Origin of the sequence: Methanolobus sp. ZRKC5 (assembly GCF_038446525.1) — an archaeon.
In the GTDB taxonomy this organism is placed as follows: domain Archaea; phylum Halobacteriota; class Methanosarcinia; order Methanosarcinales; family Methanosarcinaceae; genus Methanolobus.
Genome location: NZ_CP151792.1, coordinates 1494982 through 1516891 on the forward strand (window position 1 = coordinate 1494982; position 21910 = coordinate 1516891).

Below are 21910 nucleotides of genomic sequence, written 5' to 3' on the forward strand. Positions count from 1 at the left end.
ATATAAGCTTTTCTACACAAACAGTCCATTTAACAGCCTATTTTATAAAGATAACTTATAAAATATATATGTATATGTATAACAACTGCACAATAATACAAATGCAAGAATTATCCATGCAATGCTCGTTTCTGCGTAGCTATTTTCATATCAAGAGATTGCAAATCAGTTGAAACAAATTCGTGGGTCAGGAAATCAGGAGATACGAATTCAACTATCTGAGAACATTTCTCACTGGTGAAAGGCATATGGTGATCAATCTGTTCAAGTATTCCCATAACCGATAAAAGGCGCTCATGAAAATGCATTTTATCAAACCCCGCAGGGACATCCTTTCCCATGGAGTTACGCATGAACTCACCTGATAAACTGCAGTGGAAATGCATGCCTTCAATTCGTTTGATGAAATCCTCAGAATGAGTGGAAAGCAGATCCAATACAACATCGATTGAGCATTCCTCATCTTCACACTTCATAGTAGCATTCATAAGGTGGCCGGTATCCAGCACGAAAGCCCAATTCTCAAAATCAAGAAGGTCTGTAAAATATTCAACATTTTTGGAGTCAAGGAATGTAAGACCTGGCCACCAGAGATTCTCAAAGAATATCCTGACCGGTGGTTCACCATTCTGATAAATTGAGACAGCATCATTCAGAAATTCAGCAGTTGTTGCAAGCACGTCTTGGTCAGTACAATTAAAACAACGTGTAAAGACCTGTTCCAGTTCTGCATAAGAAACATGGAACACTGCATACGAAGCATCCAGACGTGCAGCATTCTCAAGTGATCCCCTGAAATTATCAATAACTTCCTCGCGGCTGCTACCGCCAAAAACGTAAGCCATCTCAAAATCCTCCATTTCCTGTAAAAAAGCAGAAGGATCAGCCCAGGCTCTATGTCGCCCCATCCAATAAGGAAGATGTACACCCACTATAAGATCCTCGGGCACATCTGGAAGCGGAGACGAATCCACAAAGAGTTCCAGCCCATCCAGGCCATGTCTTACAAGGAAATTCCGTATCATACCCCAGTTAGAATTGAACATTTTCATGTCATGATCACAAAGAGAAAAATTCATCATTTCTTTCATTTATGCACCCCAAAGGAATCATTTTCTGGAATTACAAATATCTTTAGGATCACAATTTTTCGCCAACCAGCCAGTAACACGGATCCAATTGTCAATTATTGTATCTTTTTCGTCAGTCAGTTCATCAAAAGGAATGGAAACATCTATATCAAGCATTTCAGGCAGCCCCTTCATAATAGAAACAGCTACCTTCCTGCCGGCAGTTTCAGGAACGAGACCCCATGAGATCTCATCTACAATATGCAATATTGAGCCTGTTGCCCCTACAAGTACGGGATTCTTTGACATCTCACGCAATTTTTTGAAAAAAGCCGCTTTTCGATTATCTCCATTCATGTGTGATGCAACTTTCCAGTAGTTATTCTCTTCTATTCCAAAACGTTCAAGTCTCACGAGTATATCTCTCTGGGAGAGTGGGGTCAGATCCGACTGCATCTCAAGTGCTTTAAGCGTGCATTCGATCACAACTTTCCCTATAAGCTCACCAAGCTTGGAATGCTGACCTGCATCTGTCAACAAAAGAGGACTTGTAGAGTCTGCAACAACAGCTATCATATCTGTTCCTGAACCTGTGGCAATTCCAGTAGAATAACGACTGGGTGCCATCAACTGCTGCAAAGCGGCAGTCTTTGCTTCAGAGGCAGTAACCACAGCTCTTGTCATAGCGTATGGTGGAAGATTGGCCCCTATTACTAACATAGTGTTAATAGTTCCCTGAATAAACTGGTGAGAACCATCTTCCTGATAATAGGATGCAGGGTCACCTACACGCCCTCCATTGATCTCAATACCCGCAGTCATGACAGCAGTTACCTCTACACCACGGAAAGATTTGGTCACGATAGAAACATTATCCATATTAGCAGCTGTCAACAACCCTGAAGATGTATCAGGATCAGCACCCAAGCTTTTTGCAATAATAGCCAGGTAAGCAGGAATGCTGCCACCATCAAGATCCTTTGGAGCATGCTTGCTTTTTGGAACCATGTGATTGAAAATTGTCCTCAGGTCTTCCCTGTAGCCACCGTTTAACCATGAAGTTGTAAGGGTGTTCCTTCCCTCAGGCAAACTTAGCAAAATCGAATCCTTGAACCTGTATACTTTCTCTTTGCCTGTGGTCTCAAAAAGAAGTACACCCTTTTCTTCTGTATGTTTGTCGACTGGTTCAGACTGATCGTCCTTAGCTGTTACTTTCCTTGATCTTGCTACCATGGGAACCCCATATCATTTATTGCCTGATCCTGATACAATATCCATTAAAAAAGGACAGATACCACAAGAACATTAATGAATATACCCCGGTGGATTTTAAATATCTTTTGAAAAGCAACTACTTCAAAGATTAACGGACTATTTTTCATAGACCAACGCAAAAGCACTGAGATCACGGAAGTTTATAAGACCATCATCATTGAAATCTGCCCATTTACTGGATTCTATAGCCGTAGCGTTGTAAACCAGAGCAAATGCGCTGAGATCGCGAAAATTTATCAAACCATCGCTGTTAGCATCCCCTTTCATCAGAACATTTTCTTCTGTGACAATCCAGGTCCACTGGGCTATTACATCCTGATTCTCACGTGAGGCAATGGCTTTTACATCATAACTTCCCGCAACCTGCGGAATCAGTTCGCAATCTGAAGACAGCACATTATGTTCTACTTTTACATCTTCACCATCAAAGAGCCATGAAATATCACACTCGATATTAGTATCAATTGAAAATGTCATTGGAGATAAAACAGATTCAACAATATCACCTGAAGGAGTAAAAGCAGTGATATGAAGGGTTTCTGCAACTGAGTCACTCCAACCAAAATCCTGAGTGTACATGGCAACGTTGCTGTAACCGGAGTACTCACCAACCCAGATACCAATTCCAATCTCGTTGAAATTAGAGTTAAGAGGATTTCGATAAACTACCATCAATACCCATACAATTTAATAAAATTTAAATAATAGCAAAGCAAATTTACTATTATGGATTCTTTTACTGATTTTGCCTTAAATGAAGAATATAAGCGTCTCCAATCTGTCGGAGATAAGCTTGCTGAAATTGAATATTTAGTAGATTGGAAGCCTTTTCGCCCTATTCTGGAGTCAATGTACATAAACAGAACAGCTTCAGGCGGACGGCCTGAAGCTGATGTTATTGTAATGTTCAAGATGCTTGTTCTGCAACAATGGCATGGTCTTTCTGATGCTGAGCTTGAAAAGCAGTGTATTGACAGGATATCCTTTAGGAAATTCCTGGGATTTCCTGAATATGTACCAGACAGTACAACTGTCTGGTCATTCAGGAAGAGAATTATCGACAATGGTAAAGAAAAAGCGGTGTGGGATGAAATGCAGAATCAGCTTGATGCTCTTGGTTTGAAGATTAAAAAAGGAATGATCCAGGATGCAACTTTTATTCACTCAGATCCAGGACATGCAAAAGCAGATGTACTCAGAGGAAAAGATGCGAAAACAAGAAGAAGCAAAGATGGAACCTGGACTAAGAAAAATGGTAAATCTCACTTTGGATACAAACTTCATACAATTATTGATAAGGATTATGAACTAATCAGAAGATTTGAGACAACAACTGCATCACTTCACGATTCACAGGTTGATCTGTCTGAAAAGGGTGAAGTGGTGTATAGAGATAAAGGATATTTTGGAGCAATAGCAAAAGGTTTTGCAGCAACAATGCAACGAGCTGTAAGAGGACATCCTTTAGGAATAATGGATATCCTCAGAAATGAAAGAATAAGTGTGAAAAGAGTCCCTTGCGAAAGAGTGTATGCAGTGACAAAAGAAATATTTAAAACCAGAAAGGTTCTTGTTACAACTGTAGAAAGAGTGAATGCAAAAATGTTGATGACAGCTTTTTGTTTTAATCTGCATCAATTGAGGACACTAAAAACCAAAGGAATAATCTAGGATAGCGGAAGCTATACTAAAAATAAGGATTAATGAAGAGAAATAAACAAAATGATAAAAAATGAGAGGATATAATTGAGTTTGAATACTTTAATGATCTAAAATGAGGGAATATCGAAATCCTCTTAAGTATATTCGCCCTATGTCCCGGAGAATTCATAAGGCCTTCGTGAGCTGCGATAAGGTCAGGAGGATAATGCAAAGCAATGTTCTCACCCGCGTACACGATATCATAGCCTGTACTGCTCAATCTTTCCGAAAAAGAAGTTCCATCATAGGAATCATGAGAAAAATAATCTTCTTCGATCATCTCTTTGCTATGCTCACTTGCAGCATCGTTCAAGACTGAATTGAAGCTAAATGGTTCAAGGCCATATAATGCTCTTTCCTCGTTGATAAGGTCAAGCATCTGCTGCTCCTCTTCAGCATATTCATTTATTGCACCAGTAACCCCGGTCAAAATACTGAATAAGATGACCAGGAAGATAATTTTCATTAACGTTGACATATTGATCAAATAACCCCATAAACAGATTATGCAAAAATAAATTCGAGGGCATATATAAATATTGTATTAAAAAAAAGAGAAAGTAAAGGGACCTATAAAAAATAAGGGCATTATGCCCTTAGTTCTTCATGATCAGATAATTTATGCTGGGACTCTGCTTGTATTTCAGTCTCCAGCAATTTCCCCACGTAAACTCTTGCCCACACAAAAATGAACAACGAACCTAGGATGTTACCTACGACCATGCCCCACCAAACACCTATAAGCCCCATATTCAGATTAAAAGCGAAAAACAAAGCGAACACTGGTACGAATATGACAGCACGCACAATTGTTGCAACAAGCGCATAAAGTCCTTTGCCAACTCCCTGAAAAAGAGACGAAGAGAGCATACCAAGAGATACTGTGGGATAGAATATGCAAATAATCCTCAGAAATATAATAAGGTCATCTGTGATATGAGAAGCGCTTTCTGAAAGAGTGAATGCGTAAGCTATCTGAGGAGCCAGTATGAATGTAAAAAAAGCAATGACTGTTTCTACAAGAAGACCGATCTTCATTGAATATATATGAGCGAAGGAGACTTTGTCATATGAACCTTCACCGTATGAAAAACCAGTCATCGTTACAACTGCTGTTGAAATTCCAATGAGTGGAGCAATAGCTATGGTTGCAACACGCCATCCAACAGTGTAAACAGCTACTCCATCGGTATTACTGGCAGCTATTATGATGACATTCATTACAAGCATCATAAGTGCCATAGATGCCTGTTGTACAGTGGCAGGAATGCCAACCTTGGATATGTCCCTGAGAATTCCCCGCTCAAAACTGAAATCCTTGAAATCAAAGGATAAATAAGTATCTTTTTTGAAGAACAACCAGCTGGACATCAGAACTGCAGTCACTCCCATTGATATCACTGTGGCCCATGCAGCACCCGCAACACCCATCTTGAACTGATAGATGAAAATCGGGTCAAGTACTATATTCAGAATGGAACCAAATATCATTGCATTCATAGCTCGTTTGGTGTCACCTTCACTGCGAAGTATCGCATTTGCAACATTGGTAAAGAACAGGAGGATACTGCCTCCAAAGATAATACGACCATAAGATGTCGCCATTGCAGTTGTCTTTCCGGCACCTATCATAGCAAATATCGGCTCTGCAAATGTGAAGAGTGTTATAGTGAAAACAGCAGACATCAAAACCATCAGGATCATCGTATGAACTGCAACATTGTCCGCACCTATTTTATCCCTTGAACCAAGCCGTCGGGATATTGCTGAACCGGCACCAACCCCAAGGCCGTTTGACAATGCAATGATAATAAAGAAGAATGGAAATACAAAACCCACTGCTGCAAGAGCATCCGAACCCAAGCCGGAAACCCAGAAAGTATCTACAAGATTGTACAATGTCTGGATGGACATACCAAGCATCATTGGTAATGCTAATTTAATTATAGCCTTTTTCGGGTCACCCAACATGGCTTTCATTCCGGAAGTTGCATTTGGAGTCTCAAATGCAGGTCCCTCATTTTCATTATTTGTAGTATTATTCATTTGAAGCCTTCTTCATTTCGTTTTCAGATGCTATGTTTTTGGCAGCTTTTTCCATCATGGAAATAAACATAGCCTTTTCTTCAGTGCTAAAGCCATGCAAGAGTACATCATTGAGCTTTGAGCTTATATCGATCAGCACAGGCTTCATTTCGCGCCCTTTATCAGTAAGGTAGACACAGTAGGCACGTTTATCGCAAGGGTCCCTTTTCCTGATAACATAGCCCATTTCTTCGAGTTTGTTAACAGAGCGGGTGATGGTTGCACGATCATATTTCAATGAACTGGCAAGTGATTCCTGACTCACTCCTTCATGATACATTAAAAGCTTAAAAAAAGGGAACTGTCCACTTCCAATGCCATATGGTTCCAGCTCTTTTGAAAGATATATATTGATCGACCTGAAAAGGTGAGATATATCCCTACCTATGGATTCATGTTTTTTAATGCTACAAAGGTTTTCATGTTTAACGGGATGTGTCAGAACTACCACCTATTAGTTGCGTTTGCAATTGTTGCATACTCAACTATATTATAAAAAAGCATTCTCCAAAACAGCAATAATTTGAGAATATCAGTCTATAAAAAGTTCAACACCCATAAGTTCAAGGAAGATCTCTTCGAGGGAAGGTACAATAGTTCGCATCTCCACTATGTCCCCAGCTCTGGATGCAACCCATTTGGTAGTCTGGTTAACCACATCAATGTCACTGGTTGTAACGACATAGTTATCGTCCACTATCTTGGTTTCGGAGATGGAGTACTCTTCAATACCGTCCACTTTGAACTCAAGACGATACTGTATCTTGCCATATTTCTTTCGTATTTCCTCAGCAGTACCCAATGTTACCAGCTTTCCTGCCTTGAGAATAAGTATCCTGTCACAGAGACTTTCAACCTGGAAGAGATTGTGAGCACTGAATATGATGGTTTTCCCGGATTTTTTCAGTGAGCGTACGTAATCAGTGATATAACGGGAAGTCATTGGGTCTAAGCCTGATGCCGGTTCATCGTATATCAGGATGTCAGGGTCATTGATAAGAGAACGAGCTATGGCAACTTTACGCTTCATTCCTTTTGAAAGATCACCTATCTTTTTACCGTCAGCATTGAGAGAAAGATCAAAAAGAAGTTCACGTATCCTTTTCTTTGCACGGTCCTTTGGAATGCAGTATAACTCTGAAAAGAAGAGAAGATAATCCTCTACACTCATACCCTCGTAGAGAGGAGACTCTTCTGGAAGAAAACCAAGGAATGATTTTATCTCAACAGCATCCTTTGAGATATCCAGACCTTTCATATAAATACTGCCGGTACTTGGCCTGACAAGACTGCTGAGCATTTTTAACGTTGTGGTTTTACCAGCACCGTTTGGACCAACTATTCCAAATATCTGCCCTTTGCTCACTGAGAAAGAAAGGTCATCAACAGCAACAAAATCGCCGTATTCCTTCCTGAGTCCATTAACTTCGATTACACCAGGTTCCACAAAAAGAATATATACTTCACTATATATAAACAATGTTATAAAATAAGGAAAAGCATAGTTGCAGATCAACTATGCCTGAAGACAGTTTAATTCTTGTACATATGTACATCCAGCTGTGGGAAGGGAATCTCAATCTCTTCCTTGCCAAACGCCGCATGTATAGCTATTGTCAGGTCATTTTTCACAGCCCAGAAATCAGGGGTATTGACCCAGGCACGAAGCTGTAGATTTACAGATGAATCTGCCAGTTCGGCGGTAACAACTGCTGCTACAGGGTCAGCAAGCACACGGGAATCCTGTTTGATGACATCCAGAGCGATCTGTACAGCTTTTGGAATGTCCGTAGTGTAACCCACACCAACATCAACTGAAACTCTGCGTGTAGGCATTCGGGTCGCATTTACAATAGGACTGCCCCATACAAGTTTGTTAGGCAATGTGATAAACTGGTTATCGGGAGTAAGGAGTTCTGTCGCCATGATACCAACTGCATGAACTGTACCGGAAAGACCATCCACAGTTACATACTCTCCTTTGTCAAGAGGTCTCAGGGATGCTATCCACACACCTGCAGCCATATTGTTAAGTGAATCCTGCATACCAAAGCCAAGCACCAGTCCAATAACTGCTGAAAGACCTACGACCACAGAGCTTGTATCGATTCCAAGGGTGCTCACAACTGCAAGCAATACACCCACATAGAGCAACGCACGCAGGAAACGAACGAGAAATTCAGTTACAAGCTCAGGAAGTTTAGTCTTTTTCAGGCCTTTACTAAACATACCGGAAAGAATTCCGGCAACAAGAAGACCTGCAATCAGAATCACCAGTGCAAATACTATGTTTGCTATCGTTATCTCTGTATAAGGTATAGTTTGAGCTAAAATGTCTACCAATCTACCACTCCTGTGTATTATTAGTAAATAATCATATAAAAGTAGACAATTGCCTGCATATAACCCTTCGTAATTATATAGCAAGTGTAGAAATATATATTAATATAATAAGCGCGTAATAAAATGATGATGCCTGCTTGGTTCACTATTGCAAAATGGGAATTTTTTAGATCAAAACTTAAATTCGATGCACGATCCATGATCATGCTCATATTATCTTTGATACTGGTAATAATTGCCTCTTATGCTGCATCCCAGACAGGGATGAGTATGAACCAGAAAATATATCTTGTAGCTATTTCACAGCCTGAAGTACAACCTGTTATCGAAACCGATCAGAGATTCGATCATATTCTTGTAGACAGATTCACTGCAGGTAGCTACTATGAATATGGTGCTGATATGGCCATCATAGGAAACAACGTATATCTGGGGGATACTCGTAAAGCAGCGGCTGCGGGCGATTCATTGGACAGTACTTTTAAAACATATCGCGAAGTGGTTCTAACCTCATATAATGATGTTAACAATAGCCACCCTGTATGGGTCACTGTCCATGATCTGGAAAGACCGCAGAACTTCCAGCTGGCAGGAGCTGAGGAAACTGTTGATGGCATTAAAAAAGGAGCCAACGGACCTGCGGATCTTGAAGATGTACCCCGCACTGGTGCCACAAACGAGCAGGAAAGAAGTGGATCCGTAAGAACTGGCTCATCAACTATCTCCCCGGAAGATATCGCAGCTCTTGATGCCATGGAAGGGAAGACCTTCTTTGAAAGGCAGACAATATCCACGCCTTCCAACTTTTCACCACCCATACCATTCACGGCCATACTTTATGCATTCCTGTTCATATTCCCAATTTACTTCATTTCACAATTCTACTCCACCAGCCTGATGGATGAGCGTACAAACAAGAAGGGAGAACTTGTACTTGCTGCACCCTTGCGTGGCATAGATGTTGTGGTTGGGAAAACTATCCCCTATCTTTTCATCACAATGGCTATCCAGACAGCAATAACTCTATACATAATCGGCATACCGTCAACTTTTGCAGGTGTAGAGAGAGTATTGCTTGTACTTGCAGCCATATTCCCTGTAGTCCTTCTCTTCTTTGCACTTTCATTCTACAGTGCCATCCTTTCCAGAAGTTTTAAGGAACTAACTTTTGCAAGTGTATTCCTGTCGGTGATCATATCAGGATACCTGTTCTTCCCTGCAATGTTTGCAAATATCCATGCCATCAGTTCCATTTCCCCTATAACGCTCATAGTCAGGCTCATTGAGAACGAGGAAGTGCTGATAAACACATATCTTTTCTCAACCCTGCCATTCTACTTCGTAGCAATCTCAGTATATGCATTTGGAACCTTCATTTTCAGGGAAGAGGACCTGTTCACACAAAAATCCATCAGCGGAAAAATAGTTGACTGCTTCGAACTGTTCCTTTCATATCCGTATGGTTCTGTATTCCTGCTTAGCGTAATATTCATTCCTTTTGTCTATATGGCACAACTGATGCTCATAGTCATGCTTTTCAATTTGCCTGTGCCTTATTCGATAATAGCAATGATCCTGATGTCCGCAATGGCGGAAGAGCTTGTAAAGTCAATTGGTATCTACACACTTTTTAAAAGGAAGATAGCTGACATCACATTACGCAACGCAATAAAGTATTCCATATTATCAGGTGCAGGATTCTTCGTAGGGGAAAAAGCTGTTGCTGTCCTCACACTGGCACCAATTGCAAGTTCAGCCTTCGGGTCAGTAATGACAATGGGCACTTTGCTATTGATACCATTGTTCCTGCATATCACAACAGTTCTCATCAGCTCACTGGTAATGTACAAAAAAGGACCACGATATTACGTGGTAGCCGTAGTACTTGCAACCCTTTTCCACAGTTTGTATAACATGATAATCCTAAGGGGGCTGTTCTTTTGAATAAATTCGGAAATTCATGCAGCAAAGTGAAGACCATAGCTAAAAAGGAATTCAAAGAGCTCATGAGTGAAAAGACATTCATACTTGCCATTATAATCCAGCTTTTCATAGCATCGTTCGCAACCTTCCTGGTTATCGGACTTACTTCATTCTATGACCCAAGCACATTGGGAGATATGGAACTGGAAGGAACTTCCATTGCTGTGGTTGGAACCCAGGACAATGAGCTTTATAAGATATTACAGGAAAGCAATGTCAGGACATATCTTTATCACGACTTCCAGTTAGCATATACAGATTTCTATGACCATAAGTTAGATGCGATCATTGTGGCTCCATTGGGGACTTCTACTGGAACTGATCTGCTCAACGTAGATATATACCTGCCAAAATCAGAAATAAAGGCAACTGTTGTTTCCCTTCAGCTTAAGGAACCACTTGAGATGTACGAGCAGAGTGTGAGGGATGTAAGGACGCAGAGATTGCCCGGATATACACCTATAGAATTCAACATAATAGAAAGAGGTATCAAAACATCTTCCACCTACTTTGAGTTCATTTACGTAGCACTCCTACCCTTGCTTGTATTCACTCCGGCATTCATATCAGGAGGACTGATAATTGATTTCATTACAGAGGAATACGAGCGCAAGACCATGGATATGCTCCTTGTGTCTCCGGCATCCATACTTGACATCATTAATGGAAAGGTGATACTGGCAATATTGATAGTTCCCCTGCAATCGTTTGTCTGGATGCTACTGCTGTCAATGAACAGGGTGTCGATACAAAATTCATTGCAGATATTACTACTTGTGACAGTTATCGCTGCTGTACTTGTACTGTCAAGTACTATAATCGCAGTCCTGTTCAGAGAAAGAGGAGTTGCACAGCTACTGTACTCACTTATCCTCATCTTCCTGTTCATGGCCTCTTACCTGTTCACGAACTCCCCACTGAACTTGGTTACCCGTCTTTCTATAGAAAGCATAGGAGCACTGGAAAGCTGGACATGGATGGGGATCTATATCCTTGTGGCCATATTTCTGTATGCCTCAATGGTGATTGCAGTCAAGAAAGAAGCACATAACATTTAAAACATACAAATATATAGATGATAATAATGCCAACAAAAAAGCTCCTTTCAGCAATCATAATGTTGCTAATTCTTATTGCACCTGTAAGCGCTTATGGAATCAGGGAGGAGAACATATGGATTTTCCAGGGTTCCTACGACCTGGGAATTGCCGAAAGAGCATACCTGGAAGGCTTCACTATAAAAATACATGAGATCAACGTCGATAATGAATCCTCAGCTACATTGTTGGTATACAGGAACTCCATTTTCAAAGAGGCTGTTCAGGTTGATAGTGAATTGAACAGCGAGCATATCTATAACGGTGAGCTCAAGATCAACGTACTTGCCATAAGCCAGGAGAAAGTCTCACTGGAAATATACAAACAAAAATCTGAACTTGTATGGGTCACTGACATTCCAAAGACATCATTCAGAACAGGTGACACGCTAACAGGAGATAAATACAAGATCATCTTTGCTGATATCAATGAAGATGGGGCAGCAATATCAGGAGAGTATGATGGCAACAAGTTTGAAGGAACTTATAAAACAGGAGACCATCAGAAATTCTCTGATGAGTTCATGATCAATGTAGTATATCTGAAAAAGGATACAAAAGAAGTGTTTATAGAGACACTAAAACCGGGAGCTCCTGATATAAAATTAGATTCTGCAGATGTAAAAGATAGCTATGAACCAGATGAGTACGTGGAATATGAACTTCTGGTCACAAACAACGGGACAATACCATTGCATGGGATGATACTGACTACGGAATGTGATGACGGATACGTAGAAGAAGCAACTCAGCAACATTCGATACTCGAAGCCGGGAAACAAAAAAAATTCATCATCAAGATTAGACCTGAAAGTGAACCCGTAGGTAAGAACATAAGTATAATTTCAAAAGTTCAGGGCTATGATTACAGAGGAAATGAATATAGAAACGAAATCTCGACAGAAGTGAACGTCAAACCGTACATATCCATCGAAAAAGAGATAATTACAAGGGAAAAAGCATCTGAAAATCCTGAATTTGGAACCGAACAGTACTTCCAGATAATTATTACTCTTGAGAATAAGGCAAACTTCCAGACAGCTGTCACAGTCACAGATGAATTGCCTGCATCTTTTATTCCCAATGATATAGAAACTACTGAATGGGCAGTATTGCTTGATGCCAGAAGCACAAAGACAATAGAATACTTTGTATCACCTACAGAACCTGGGGATTTCATATTCATGCCTGCAACAGTGATATGGAAAGATGGAGGGGAAACCTACACACTGGACTCTGAGAAAACTGATACGCTCTTTCACGTAAGTGGCTCGAAGGTTATTGTAGAAAAAGAACTCAGTTCCAGTTATATGCTTGTGGGAGAGGAAATAAATGTCACTATTATAGTAATTAATGAAGGTGATAACGCTTTTAAAGTATCTTACAAGGAAAGCATTCCTGATGAACTCACTTTCATCGAAGGAGATTACAAGTGGGCTGGAACACTGACAGCAGGAGAGACCAGGAAGTTCACTTACATTGTACGGGCGGAAAGAGCAGGAGAATACTACCTGCCTATGACCGAACTGAGTACTACAGACGAAGAGGGGAAAAAAGAAAACACTGTTTCAGCTCAACCTTTCCTTTACATTGATGATGCTCTTGTGGAAGATGAAATCTACATTGAACAAAGCAGCTATAATGAGCCATATGATAGCTCCTTTGAAAATAGTGATGAGACTGCAACAACAGAGCCTGAGATCACAAGGGTTGAAGCTGCAGGTTTTTTAGCATCTTCATTTGTCAGCCTTTTCCTCTTAATTGGTGTTGTACCTGGCTTCATATATTTATATATAATCAGAGAATATAAACAAACGAAATAAACTGACAGGAGAAAAAGACTATGGGAATTCTAGCTTTTGTAGGATCAGGGATGCTTTTTGCATTATTTGCCGTGCTAGTACTTTTTGTTCTGATCAATATGTCTTCCAGACTTGCACTCATTATTCTGTTCATTACACCCCTTTTTTTTATGCTCCTAATACCAGGAACTTCAATAGCTTTCCTTTCTTACAGACAGATGCTCCTTGCAAACGGACTTGTACCCATAAACAATTTCCACATATTGCTAATGCTCTGGTCCACCCTTATAGGAATAATACTGTACACTGAGTTTTTGACATGGTATCTTGGAAAGGGTGCAAAGATGAAGAAAGGAAGTACAGGCAATAGTCAAAATATGGAAACTTTTGGAAACGTACTACAAAATACATCTTCTGCAATCGAAAAAGTAAAAGATAACGTTCTGAAACGTAATTAACATCTGGCAAAATTGTTATGCAAAGGGAACTATACCCTATTACATAGTTATGGGGGAATAAGTCTGACAGATGAAGAAGAGAAGTATGTTATAAATGTAGAGGAAGACGAAGAACATAAACCAATGCCATGGAGATCCGCACTCTATTCCCTGGTATTCCCTGGACTTGGGCAGATGTACAACGGAGATTTTGCCAGAGGTTCTTACTATTTTGTAATTGCGTTTATACTGATTGTTGCATCATATCTTGTAATACCTATATTGATACTGATCGTTTTCTGGCTGTACAACATATATCAGGCTTTTAGTTTTGCCAGAAATTATGAAGCTAATGAACAGGGCTGAGAAAAAAGGAATAATAAAGGAGGCTAAGGCCCATGTTATGCTGGATTATTCCTGTTATAAGGTGCAGCAGCCAGTGATGAAATGCTACCTGCAGAAATGGAATTGTAAACAGGCTGCGTAGGTGCAAGCCATACGGCTCCTGTTCCTTCAAATGTCTGCAGGAGACCTTCGCCGGACGTTAGTTTACCAGCAATGCCTTTTCCGGATCTTTCAACACTGAATTTTACTGAATCAGACCTTAAAAGAGCAAAGTTTCCGTCAACCTGAAGTCTTTCATTGTCAAGTGTATATTTCAATATTTCACCCATGGGAACCGGGCTTTCAAGAATACATGTGCCTGTGCCACTGATCTTTGTCTGGAACCAGCCATCGCCGCCAAATAAACCGGCAGTTATGTTCTTCTGGCTTGCAACACCAACTTCCAGAGATGACTCGGAACAGTAGAATATACCCTTGTCTACAATAATAGTACCATTGTCCAGCGTTACTGCCAGAAAATGACTGAAACTGGGTTCAAGGAATATCTCGCCTGTACCTTTGTAGAGAGGATTGAAAGCAGACTCATTTGTAAGCTTGTTCTTTAGCATCTTCTTTGCAAGACCGCCAACGCCACCTATATTGGCATCACATGCAATATTTCCTTTGTGAAAATAAAGAGCACCGGGTTCGACTATAACGCCACTATCATTCAAGGTTACTTTTACCTGTTTCAGATGCATACCTGCCATCTGTGTATAATGCAGGTTCCTTGCAATGGCAGGGTCCTTGCTTCCGGTTAAAGAATTGTACTGAAGGATCTCTGCTTTAAAATCACCTTTGTCAACACTGTCAAGGACAGTTATATTGTTATAGAATTTTGTTTCCACTATAATACCACATCCAGAAGAAAAACAGCACCAAGACGCATCAGCATTGGCGCTAACTTATAATATATTTATAGATATATAATATATAAACATATCCTTTTTTAATCCATGACTGAGATATAAAGTCTGACAACCCATAAAGGTCCCTGAAATTAAGCATGAACCCAAATCCTAGAAAACACGGAACAGCACCATACACAATTGCAGTCGTCCATGGTGGTCCCGGAGCGCCGGGAACGGTGACAGAACTGGCCATTGAACTTTCAAGCAGGTCAATGACAGGAGTATTGGAACCACTGCAGACATCAATGAGTATCGAAGGGCAGATAAGGGAATTGAGAAAAATGCTGAAAAAAAATGGGAAACTGCCTGTTTCACTGATAGGGCATTCCTGGGGTGCATGGCTTGCCTTTATGTTTGCCGCACATTACCCTTCCTATGTGAAGAAACTGATACTTGTTGCAAGCGGACCTTTTGAAGAAAGGTATGCCTCCACAGTTATGCAAACAAGACTTGAACGCATGAGTGAAAGCGAAATAGAAGAGTACCTGCATCTTAGCTCAAGTATGAGTGATCCATCTGTGGCAAATAAAAATCATGTCTTTGCAAAATTCGGGAAACTTATCTCAGCTGCAGATTCTTTTGATCTTGTGCCTTATGAAGGAGCAAATGCAGGGTTTATGCATGATGTTAATAGAAGTATATGGAACGAAGCCAGTTATTTGAGAAGAAGCGGAAAACTGCTTGATATGGGAGAACACATAAAATGTCCTGTAGTTGCAATTCATGGGAATCATGACCCACATCCTTTTGAAGGAGTAAAAGCCCCTCTTTCAAAGAGGTTAAAACACTTCAGGTTTACCATGTTGGAGAACTGTGGACATTATCCCTGGCAGGAAAAACATGCTTCAGAAAAGTTTTACCAGGTAATCCAAAAAGAACTTTTGTGAGAGAATGGAAAAAGAAGAAGAAACAAAACTTACGGATCCTTAACCAAACAGATGGTCCGGTCTTTTAATTCCTATCTTTTGCAGACACCGGCCTTTGCATTCATATAAGAATCAAACGACAGTTCCATTGTACCTTTGACTTCAATGACATTCATATCAAAGTACTTTGCAAAATCAGAAACCGATCTGTCATAATCACTGTTTGTAAGCGACGGAGTATTTATCTTGAAAACTTGTTCATATTCCGGATTGTCAAAATATTTTTTGATATCATTGAATTCTGGTGTTGATCCATCCAGCCATTCCTGAAAACTGAAACTCCACATTGGAGTCGTATATATAGAACCTTTCCCGCCCCACTTGACTTTTGTTTCAGTATAGCTGCTATTTCCACCGAGGGCCACACTGATGCAATCATCCGCAACCCCCTTGTTATTGTCTTTCAGGAAATAGACAGGACACTCAAGTGATTTTAAGTCAGCCTCAGATTCAGAACTATAAGCACATTTCCCGTAAAAAATCAGGATTCCATCAGATATTTTTGACATTTCCCTAGCATTACGACATACTTCAGAGTGCAGGCGATCCAGATCAGCATGCAGGTTCTTTGACAGGAGATTTACCACAATAATGAGCTGTTCATCCTTCTTTGCTTTAAGTTCAGCATGGATATTTTTAAGAAAATCAAATTTTGAAAAGCGCAGAATGAGGTCTAAAAAGATATTGCGCTCATTTTCTGTAACGATGTCTGGTAGCCTGTCAAAATGAAATACCAATGGGTGAAGTTCTTTAGACTTAAGTTTTCTTGTTAACCTGAAGCTATTCGTATTTTCAACTAAGTACAACTGTTTGATACCATGATCTTTAGAGAGAACATGTACGAGTTCATCTTCAAGCATTTCACAGGCAAGTATACTCAGGACAGGCATAGCAAAACCAGTTTCATTAGTTACTGTTACTTATTTCGTTCTTGATGGAATGGTAACATTTCTCAAATATTTCCTGATTGCCGCTAATCTCGAATACGCTGTATCCGAACAACTTTGCATGTTCTTCTACCTTTTTATCAAAGTCCTTTACATAATTAAGACCAGTGTTGACCTTTGCAACTCTTGAATATCCAGAAAGGTCACTAATCATTTTTGTCAGCTTCACGAATTCTTCAGGATTTGAATCAAAATCGTACCCTGTGAGAGGGAACTCTTTCCATGCATGAGCAAACATAGGTGTGTGAAAGAAAGCAGGCTCTTTACTGTTTTCTTTCAGCAATTTCAAGTAGTTTGCACAACCACCTACAGTTGCCCCTATACAGTCATCTACGATTCTATCATCATTATCCCTAAGTATCCGTACTGTGCAGCCATCTTCTTCCATAGAGAAGTCTTTCTCTACATCACCCAGAACATTACCACAAAGACCGTAAAAAAGGAGGATTCCGCTGGAAAATGGTATCATTTCCCTTATGGTTTGATAGACTTCAGATTTCAGGTTTTTTGGCACCATGTGAAGTCCAAGTTCCAGAATGTTAACCACAACAGTTAGTTCATCCCCATTCTCGGCTTCAATAATAGGTGGCATCTCTTCAAAAGGAACAATATCATAGCAGACTTGTTGTTCAGCAAGTTTTTCAGTAAACTCTTGGATATCTTTATTTTCTACTATTATAATTTTCTTGATTTCAGGATCATTGCTTAAAAGCCAGACAATTTCATCCTGAAGTATTTTACATGAAATAATACTCATGGTGTTCATTATAATGTCTCCTCAATGATGGTGGGTAACATGGTGGCCAATTCTTTAAGGAAAAATTGAGCATATAAAGATATGCTACTTACATATAAGTAAGTTATGCTTCAGAAAAAAAATTAATCTTTCCAAGCAAGATCTGATTTGATCAGAGCGATAGACCTTACAAGTGTTTTTCTCCCCTTGATGCTGGATAATTGCCTGGCACCCAGCAGAGACTCAAAGACTACTTCCGCACGCGTCTCCGCCGGACCGGAGAAATTAAACTTCCCCTGCTCCCGACCGGCATTAAGAACCTCGGTTAGCCAGGACAATATATCATCAAGTAGCAACATATTTTGCATTTTAACCTTTTCCGGAAGCTCTTCAAAACCAAGGATCACAGAACCAGGAGGACAGATACTTTTCCCTTCATCAAACTCCCTCAATGCAAAATCAAAATAGTATTGGAGCTGCTCCTGCTCAGAACCCCCTGAATATGCTATCTGGAAAACATCTCCCACTATGTTCTTTCTGCTCTCTTCAAGCAGGGCGGCAACTAGGTCTTCCTTTTTGGGATAATAATGATGAATGGCAGCATTTTTAATTCCCAGTTTCTGGGAAATATCCTTGTAACTGAATCCATGATAACCCCGGCTTTGCAAAAAAATCCTTGCATAATGAAGTATCTGTTGATTAGTCTGGTTCATATATTTCATAGCAACACACGCATCCATTATATACATAATTACATATGATATCTAATCATTAAATACTTATTGATTAGTAAGTAATTGTGAAAGAAAAAACAATAATCAAAAACAAAGATATTGAATTTAACAATTCCTGAATGAAAACAGAATAAAAAGAAATAAAAAAAGAAAAAGGAAATTACTCATCCAGAATATTGTGGTAGTAATATTCTCCTTTGGCTTTTTGTTCCCTGTCAAGCCTGGAATCCTGTTTATTTACCCTTGGACGGGAAGTATCTTCATCGCGTCTGAATGTTATGTCGAGGTTTGCCAGGAATTTGTTCATGCCATCCTGCATGCTTGAAGGAGAATGTGCTTTACCGTAAACTGCAGGTTCACCCTCAAAGACTATAAGACGCTCACTTAACATGTCTATCATATAGATATCATGGTCAACGACCATTGCAGTCTTGCGGTTGTTCTCTGCAAACCTCTTGATCACTTTTGTCGCCATTGAACGCTGTTCTACGTCAAGGTGAGCACTTGGTTCATCAAGAATGTACATGTCAGCATCTTGTGAAAGACATGCTGCAATAGCTACCCTCTGGAGTTCTCCACCACTGAGCTCTGTAATCAGGTGATCGTAAAGTCGTTCTATCTGCAGGGGTATGGCAATCTCAGACTGATAATAACTTGTGTCGAACCTGTTGCACAGACCACGCAGGTAATATTGAACTGGAATAGCCGTGTCAGCCTTGATGTATTGTGGTTTGTATGATATTTTTATGTCGAGGTCAAGTTCACCCTCATCCGGCTGCACTTCTCCTGCAAGTATCTTGACGAATGTGGATTTACCTATACCGTTGGGACCTACTATTCCCAGAACCTCTCCTTGTTTTAGTGAACCGTCATCGGTTGAAAGAGAGAATCCCTCACCATATTTTTTGGAAAAGCCGTCATAATCCACAAGAGTGTTAATATCAGCCCCTACTCTTGGAGGATGAACCTCGAATTTGATGGCTTCAGGACGCACACGCACGTTCTCTTCAGGAAGGTAACCTTTGAGGTACTGATTTATGGCAACACGCACGCTTTTAGGGTGGGTCATCACACCGTAGCCTCCAGGTTCACCATATGCAACATGCACAACATCGGCAAGCATGTCAAGTATAGCAAGGTCATGCTCTACAACAAGTACGGCTTTTTCTTCTGCAATTTCCTGAATTAGTTGCGCTGTATTGATACGCTGGTAAATATCAAGATAAGGACTTATCTCATCGAAGAAGTAGAAGTCAGCATCTTTTGCAGCACATGCGGCAATAGCTACCCTCTGAAGTTCACCGCCACTGAGTTCCGTTATCTTATGGTCAAGGACATGTGAAAGGTTGAGACGCTCAACCAGTTCTGAGAGGTTCCCTTTTTCATCAGTCTTGTCAAGAAGTTCGCTGGTCTTTCCCTTGAAAGCCTTGGGAATCATATCCACATACTGTGGTTTCTGGGAAACTTTGATATTGCCGTCTATAACATCGCTGAAATAGTCATGGAGAGCTGTACCGGCATAGTGTTCGAGTACTTTATCCCAATTGCCGCTTTCCTGTGAGAAATTTGGTACAAGAGTGCCGGAAAGTATCTGGACTGCCGTACTTTTACCGATACCATTGGGTCCGAGGATACCAGTGACCCTGCCAACCTGTGGGATTGGCAGACCATAGAGGGCAAATCCGTTTTGACCATACCTGTGGGTTGGTTCTGTAAGGGCTTCAGGAAGCCCAATGATCATTATAGCTTCAAAAGGACACTTGTGGACACAGATACCACAGCCCACGCAAAGTTCTTCGGATACTACTGGCTTACCATCATCTCCGAAAATAATAGTCTCGTCCCCGGTCCTTACACGAGGACAGTACTTTTCACATTCATGACTGCAACGTCTTGGCTGGCATCTGTCTTTATTCAATATAGCAATTCGCATGTAAAATCCCTGTCAGTGATAAATATAATAGATAAAGGTAAAAAGAGAAGATCAATTAAGGAGCAGTGTCCATGTTACTAGACAGAAATCTATAACGATGAACTCAACATAGAACCAGTCCTTAAAGCCGAATTCCTTTACTTTGATCTTGAATAGTGGGAATACCAGTTTCATTGCGTAGAAGGAAAGTGCAGCAATGATGGTCAGTATTGCATACCATTTCACAGTGGGGTCATCAGCAATACCAAGCTGTATGTAGGCAAGAATACCCGCTATTATACCGATAATAGCTGCAACTGCCGTTTTGATGATACCCTCCATGTGAGCTATTTTCCTTTCTTCCGGAGTCTTCACCTTAAATGTGACCTTCCCGGAGCCGGATGAAGTAGGAGCTGGTTGCGCAATATCAGTGGATTCTTGCTTAGATGAAGCCTCTGATTGCTTTTTTTTGGATGATTTTGACAATTGATCTGATCTCCTGGTTCAACTTGGATAGTGTGAGTACTATAAAAACCAATACTTATATAAATGTTTATCCTGCCAGACGGCATATCACACAAATTCATTGCTCAATATATTAGTGATCATGTCCGTGGAAAGAGCATTAAATCCGATGGAATCGAGATGTTTTGCAAATCTTCCGGGACGGTGTCCATTGGGATGATAGACAACCGTGAATTCAGGGTCTATGTCCTTTACCATCTCCACAAGCCCCCTGGCATCCAGGTGATCACTTATCTGGATTGCAGGATAGCGATAATCGCTGCGCCCGGTCATGACATATTTAGAAATATGAGACGGCAGTTTACCCAGGTCCCACGGAGGAACGACACTTATACAATCTCCGCAGGTTTCTCCGATACATGCAAGTTCCCCGGAATCCTCAAGGAGAGCCCTGGTCAGTGAAAGTGATTGATCGTCCATCTCTATTGTTCCATCATAACCAAGTTCCCTGAGTAGTTCCACAGCCCTCTGTGCCTTGCCGAATGCATAGGCTCCAAAAGCAATAGAAGGATTGGCTTTGAAGGCATTCTCAAAACCTGTGAGGTCATCCTCAAAATAACAGGTTGTATCTCCGGGATCCCCATAGTTGGCTTCGGTTATCAGAAGATCACAATGAGGAAGCATGGAAGCATCCTTTACATCACCGGTCACAAGTATCTTTGTACCAAGTTCATTTTCCCACATAAATGCTACTGAGCCGACTGTGTGAAAATTCGGGAAAGTCTGCACTTTTACGCCTTTGACATCTATAGTTTCGCCAACTTTGAACATCCTGCCTGCATACTTGCGCTGGTGGCGAATCTCAAGAGCCAGAGCAGTCTTTTCCGAACATATGGCACGCTCGGATAGCATTGCGGATTTCCCATTATGATCGGAATGGGCATGAGTAATAAGATAAGCGTCAGGCTGTTGGTATTTCCCAGCAGTCCTTGTAGTATCAATAGAAAATGTGACAAGGTCGCCTTCAACAGATTTGAACTTAATAGAAAGGTGCGGCTTGAAAGAGCCACGGGAGTTCTTCTCCCTGAAAACCATTACACCA

The 21910-nt window shown here is 40.6% G+C and carries 22 protein-coding genes; 7 read left to right on the plus strand and 15 right to left on the minus strand.

Translation table 11 applies throughout. The features are described from left to right. Positions 1 to 110 precede the first annotated feature (110 nt). From WN948_RS07390 to WN948_RS07400, 3 genes are all read right to left on the minus strand, one after another. Positions 111 to 1091 carry a TIM barrel protein gene (locus tag WN948_RS07390; protein ID WP_342306360.1) on the minus strand — a complete coding sequence of 327 codons (981 nt, stop codon included), beginning with the start codon at positions 1089 to 1091 and terminating at the stop codon, positions 111 to 113. An 18-nt stretch (positions 1092 to 1109) separates the two neighbouring features. Next, positions 1110 to 2303, minus strand: a complete 1194-nt coding sequence (locus WN948_RS07395) for an adenosylcobinamide amidohydrolase (protein ID WP_342306361.1) — start codon at positions 2301 to 2303, stop codon at positions 1110 to 1112. A 138-nt stretch (positions 2304 to 2441) separates the two neighbouring features. Further along, positions 2442 to 3017 carry a hypothetical protein gene (locus tag WN948_RS07400; RefSeq protein WP_342306362.1) on the minus strand — a complete coding sequence of 192 codons (576 nt, stop codon included), beginning with the start codon at positions 3015 to 3017 and terminating at the stop codon, positions 2442 to 2444. 54 nt (positions 3018 to 3071) lie between these two features. On the opposite strand from WN948_RS07400, the gene WN948_RS07405 reads away from it, so the two are divergent. Next, positions 3072 to 4016, plus strand: a complete 945-nt coding sequence (locus tag WN948_RS07405; protein WP_342305031.1) for an IS5 family transposase — start codon at positions 3072 to 3074, stop codon at positions 4014 to 4016. A 16-nt stretch (positions 4017 to 4032) separates the two neighbouring features. Here WN948_RS07405 and WN948_RS07410 read toward each other — a convergent pair whose 3' ends face one another. The 5 genes from WN948_RS07410 to WN948_RS07430 all read right to left on the minus strand — a co-directional run bounded on the left by WN948_RS07410 (position 4033) and on the right by WN948_RS07430 (position 8474). After that, positions 4033 to 4524: a CAP domain-containing protein gene (locus WN948_RS07410; RefSeq protein WP_342306364.1), complete on the minus strand. Its 492-nt coding sequence runs from the start codon at positions 4522 to 4524 to the stop codon at positions 4033 to 4035. Between the two features lie 110 nt (positions 4525 to 4634). Further along, complete coding sequence (locus tag WN948_RS07415) at positions 4635 to 6092, minus strand: MATE family efflux transporter (protein ID WP_342306365.1); 1458 nt, start codon at positions 6090 to 6092, stop codon at positions 4635 to 4637. Then, on the minus strand, positions 6085 to 6582 hold the full coding sequence (locus WN948_RS07420; RefSeq protein WP_342306366.1) for a MarR family transcriptional regulator: 498 nt from the start codon (positions 6580 to 6582) through the stop codon (positions 6085 to 6087). The genes WN948_RS07415 and WN948_RS07420 overlap by 8 nt, the downstream gene beginning before the upstream one ends. Positions 6583 to 6663: 81 nt before the next feature. Further along, on the minus strand, positions 6664 to 7578 hold the full coding sequence (locus tag WN948_RS07425; protein ID WP_342306367.1) for an ABC transporter ATP-binding protein: 915 nt from the start codon (positions 7576 to 7578) through the stop codon (positions 6664 to 6666). An 86-nt stretch (positions 7579 to 7664) separates the two neighbouring features. Further along, a complete protein-coding gene (locus WN948_RS07430; RefSeq protein ID WP_342306368.1) occupies positions 7665 to 8474 on the minus strand; it encodes a mechanosensitive ion channel family protein in 810 nt (269 codons plus the stop codon). A gap of 198 nt (positions 8475 to 8672) precedes the next feature. Between WN948_RS07430 and WN948_RS07435 the strand changes: the two genes are divergently transcribed. From WN948_RS07435 to WN948_RS07455, 5 genes are read left to right on the plus strand one after another with little or no spacing between them, the layout of a single operon-like run. Continuing rightward, the gene (locus WN948_RS07435) at positions 8673 to 10418 is read left to right on the plus strand and encodes an ABC transporter (protein ID WP_342306370.1); all 1746 of its coding nucleotides are present in this window, start codon (positions 8673 to 8675) and stop codon (positions 10416 to 10418) included. Continuing rightward, a complete protein-coding gene (locus tag WN948_RS07440; protein ID WP_342306371.1) occupies positions 10415 to 11515 on the plus strand; it encodes an ABC transporter permease in 1101 nt (366 codons plus the stop codon). The genes WN948_RS07435 and WN948_RS07440 overlap by 4 nt, the downstream gene beginning before the upstream one ends. Before the next feature lie 26 nt (positions 11516 to 11541). Further along, a complete protein-coding gene (locus tag WN948_RS07445; RefSeq protein WP_342306373.1) occupies positions 11542 to 13377 on the plus strand; it encodes a hypothetical protein in 1836 nt (611 codons plus the stop codon). Between the two features lie 20 nt (positions 13378 to 13397). Then, positions 13398 to 13814 carry a hypothetical protein gene (locus WN948_RS07450; protein WP_342306374.1) on the plus strand — a complete coding sequence of 139 codons (417 nt, stop codon included), beginning with the start codon at positions 13398 to 13400 and terminating at the stop codon, positions 13812 to 13814. A gap of 12 nt (positions 13815 to 13826) precedes the next feature. Next, positions 13827 to 14159, plus strand: coding sequence for a hypothetical protein (locus WN948_RS07455; RefSeq protein ID WP_342306375.1), 333 nt, complete (start codon positions 13827 to 13829; stop codon positions 14157 to 14159). Between the two features lie 35 nt (positions 14160 to 14194). Here the strand turns inward: WN948_RS07455 and WN948_RS07460 are convergent, their stop codons facing one another. After that, positions 14195 to 15025 (minus strand): AIM24 family protein, encoded by an 831-nt coding sequence (locus WN948_RS07460; RefSeq protein WP_342306376.1) that lies wholly within the window; start codon positions 15023 to 15025, stop codon positions 14195 to 14197. A gap of 158 nt (positions 15026 to 15183) precedes the next feature. Between WN948_RS07460 and WN948_RS07465 the strand changes: the two genes are divergently transcribed. Beyond that, on the plus strand, positions 15184 to 15975 hold the full coding sequence (locus WN948_RS07465; protein ID WP_342306377.1) for an alpha/beta hydrolase: 792 nt from the start codon (positions 15184 to 15186) through the stop codon (positions 15973 to 15975). Positions 15976 to 16046: 71 nt separating this feature from the next. Here the strand turns inward: WN948_RS07465 and WN948_RS07470 are convergent, their stop codons facing one another. The 6 genes from WN948_RS07470 to WN948_RS07495 form a co-directional block, all read right to left on the minus strand. Continuing rightward, positions 16047 to 16904 carry a DUF1638 domain-containing protein gene (locus WN948_RS07470; protein ID WP_342306378.1) on the minus strand — a complete coding sequence of 286 codons (858 nt, stop codon included), beginning with the start codon at positions 16902 to 16904 and terminating at the stop codon, positions 16047 to 16049. Between the two features lie 16 nt (positions 16905 to 16920). Further along, positions 16921 to 17727 (minus strand): DUF1638 domain-containing protein, encoded by an 807-nt coding sequence (locus WN948_RS07475; RefSeq protein WP_342306379.1) that lies wholly within the window; start codon positions 17725 to 17727, stop codon positions 16921 to 16923. A gap of 113 nt (positions 17728 to 17840) precedes the next feature. Further along, the gene (locus WN948_RS07480) at positions 17841 to 18419 is read right to left on the minus strand and encodes a TetR/AcrR family transcriptional regulator (RefSeq protein WP_342306381.1); all 579 of its coding nucleotides are present in this window, start codon (positions 18417 to 18419) and stop codon (positions 17841 to 17843) included. Between the two features lie 172 nt (positions 18420 to 18591). Beyond that, on the minus strand, positions 18592 to 20364 hold the full coding sequence (locus WN948_RS07485) for a ribosome biogenesis/translation initiation ATPase RLI (protein WP_342306382.1): 1773 nt from the start codon (positions 20362 to 20364) through the stop codon (positions 18592 to 18594). A gap of 51 nt (positions 20365 to 20415) precedes the next feature. Further along, positions 20416 to 20829 carry a hypothetical protein gene (locus WN948_RS07490; RefSeq protein ID WP_342306383.1) on the minus strand — a complete coding sequence of 138 codons (414 nt, stop codon included), beginning with the start codon at positions 20827 to 20829 and terminating at the stop codon, positions 20416 to 20418. A gap of 87 nt (positions 20830 to 20916) precedes the next feature. Continuing rightward, positions 20917 to 21903 carry an MBL fold metallo-hydrolase gene (locus WN948_RS07495; RefSeq protein ID WP_342306427.1) on the minus strand — a complete coding sequence of 329 codons (987 nt, stop codon included), beginning with the start codon at positions 21901 to 21903 and terminating at the stop codon, positions 20917 to 20919. Positions 21904 to 21910: the final 7 nt, after the last annotated feature.

What these genes read in the sequence shown, in the direction of transcription:
- WN948_RS07395 (WP_342306361.1), bottom strand. Translation starts at nt 2,303, where the DNA reads ATGGTAGCAAGATCAAGGAAAGTAACAGCTAAGGACGATCAGTCTGAA.
- WN948_RS07400 (WP_342306362.1), bottom strand. Translation starts at nt 3,017, where the DNA reads ATGGTAGTTTATCGAAATCCTCTTAACTCTAATTTCAACGAGATTGGA.
- WN948_RS07495 (WP_342306427.1), bottom strand. Translation starts at nt 21,903, where the DNA reads ATGGTTTTCAGGGAGAAGAACTCCCGTGGCTCTTTCAAGCCGCACCTT.
- WN948_RS07410 (WP_342306364.1), bottom strand. Translation starts at nt 4,524, where the DNA reads ATGTCAACGTTAATGAAAATTATCTTCCTGGTCATCTTATTCAGTATT.
- WN948_RS07480 (WP_342306381.1), bottom strand. Translation starts at nt 18,419, where the DNA reads ATGAAATATATGAACCAGACTAATCAACAGATACTTCATTATGCAAGG.
- WN948_RS07390 (WP_342306360.1), bottom strand. Translation starts at nt 1,091, where the DNA reads ATGAAAGAAATGATGAATTTTTCTCTTTGTGATCATGACATGAAAATG.
- WN948_RS07470 (WP_342306378.1), bottom strand. Translation starts at nt 16,904, where the DNA reads ATGCCTGTCCTGAGTATACTTGCCTGTGAAATGCTTGAAGATGAACTC.
- WN948_RS07475 (WP_342306379.1), bottom strand. Translation starts at nt 17,727, where the DNA reads ATGAACACCATGAGTATTATTTCATGTAAAATACTTCAGGATGAAATT.
- WN948_RS07415 (WP_342306365.1), bottom strand. Translation starts at nt 6,092, where the DNA reads ATGAATAATACTACAAATAATGAAAATGAGGGACCTGCATTTGAGACT.
- WN948_RS07435 (WP_342306370.1), top strand. Translation starts at nt 8,673, where the DNA reads ATGATCATGCTCATATTATCTTTGATACTGGTAATAATTGCCTCTTAT.
- WN948_RS07445 (WP_342306373.1), top strand. Translation starts at nt 11,542, where the DNA reads ATGCCAACAAAAAAGCTCCTTTCAGCAATCATAATGTTGCTAATTCTT.
- WN948_RS07405 (WP_342305031.1), top strand. Translation starts at nt 3,072, where the DNA reads ATGGATTCTTTTACTGATTTTGCCTTAAATGAAGAATATAAGCGTCTC.
- WN948_RS07485 (WP_342306382.1), bottom strand. Translation starts at nt 20,364, where the DNA reads ATGCGAATTGCTATATTGAATAAAGACAGATGCCAGCCAAGACGTTGC.
- WN948_RS07465 (WP_342306377.1), top strand. Translation starts at nt 15,184, where the DNA reads ATGAACCCAAATCCTAGAAAACACGGAACAGCACCATACACAATTGCA.
- WN948_RS07450 (WP_342306374.1), top strand. Translation starts at nt 13,398, where the DNA reads ATGGGAATTCTAGCTTTTGTAGGATCAGGGATGCTTTTTGCATTATTT.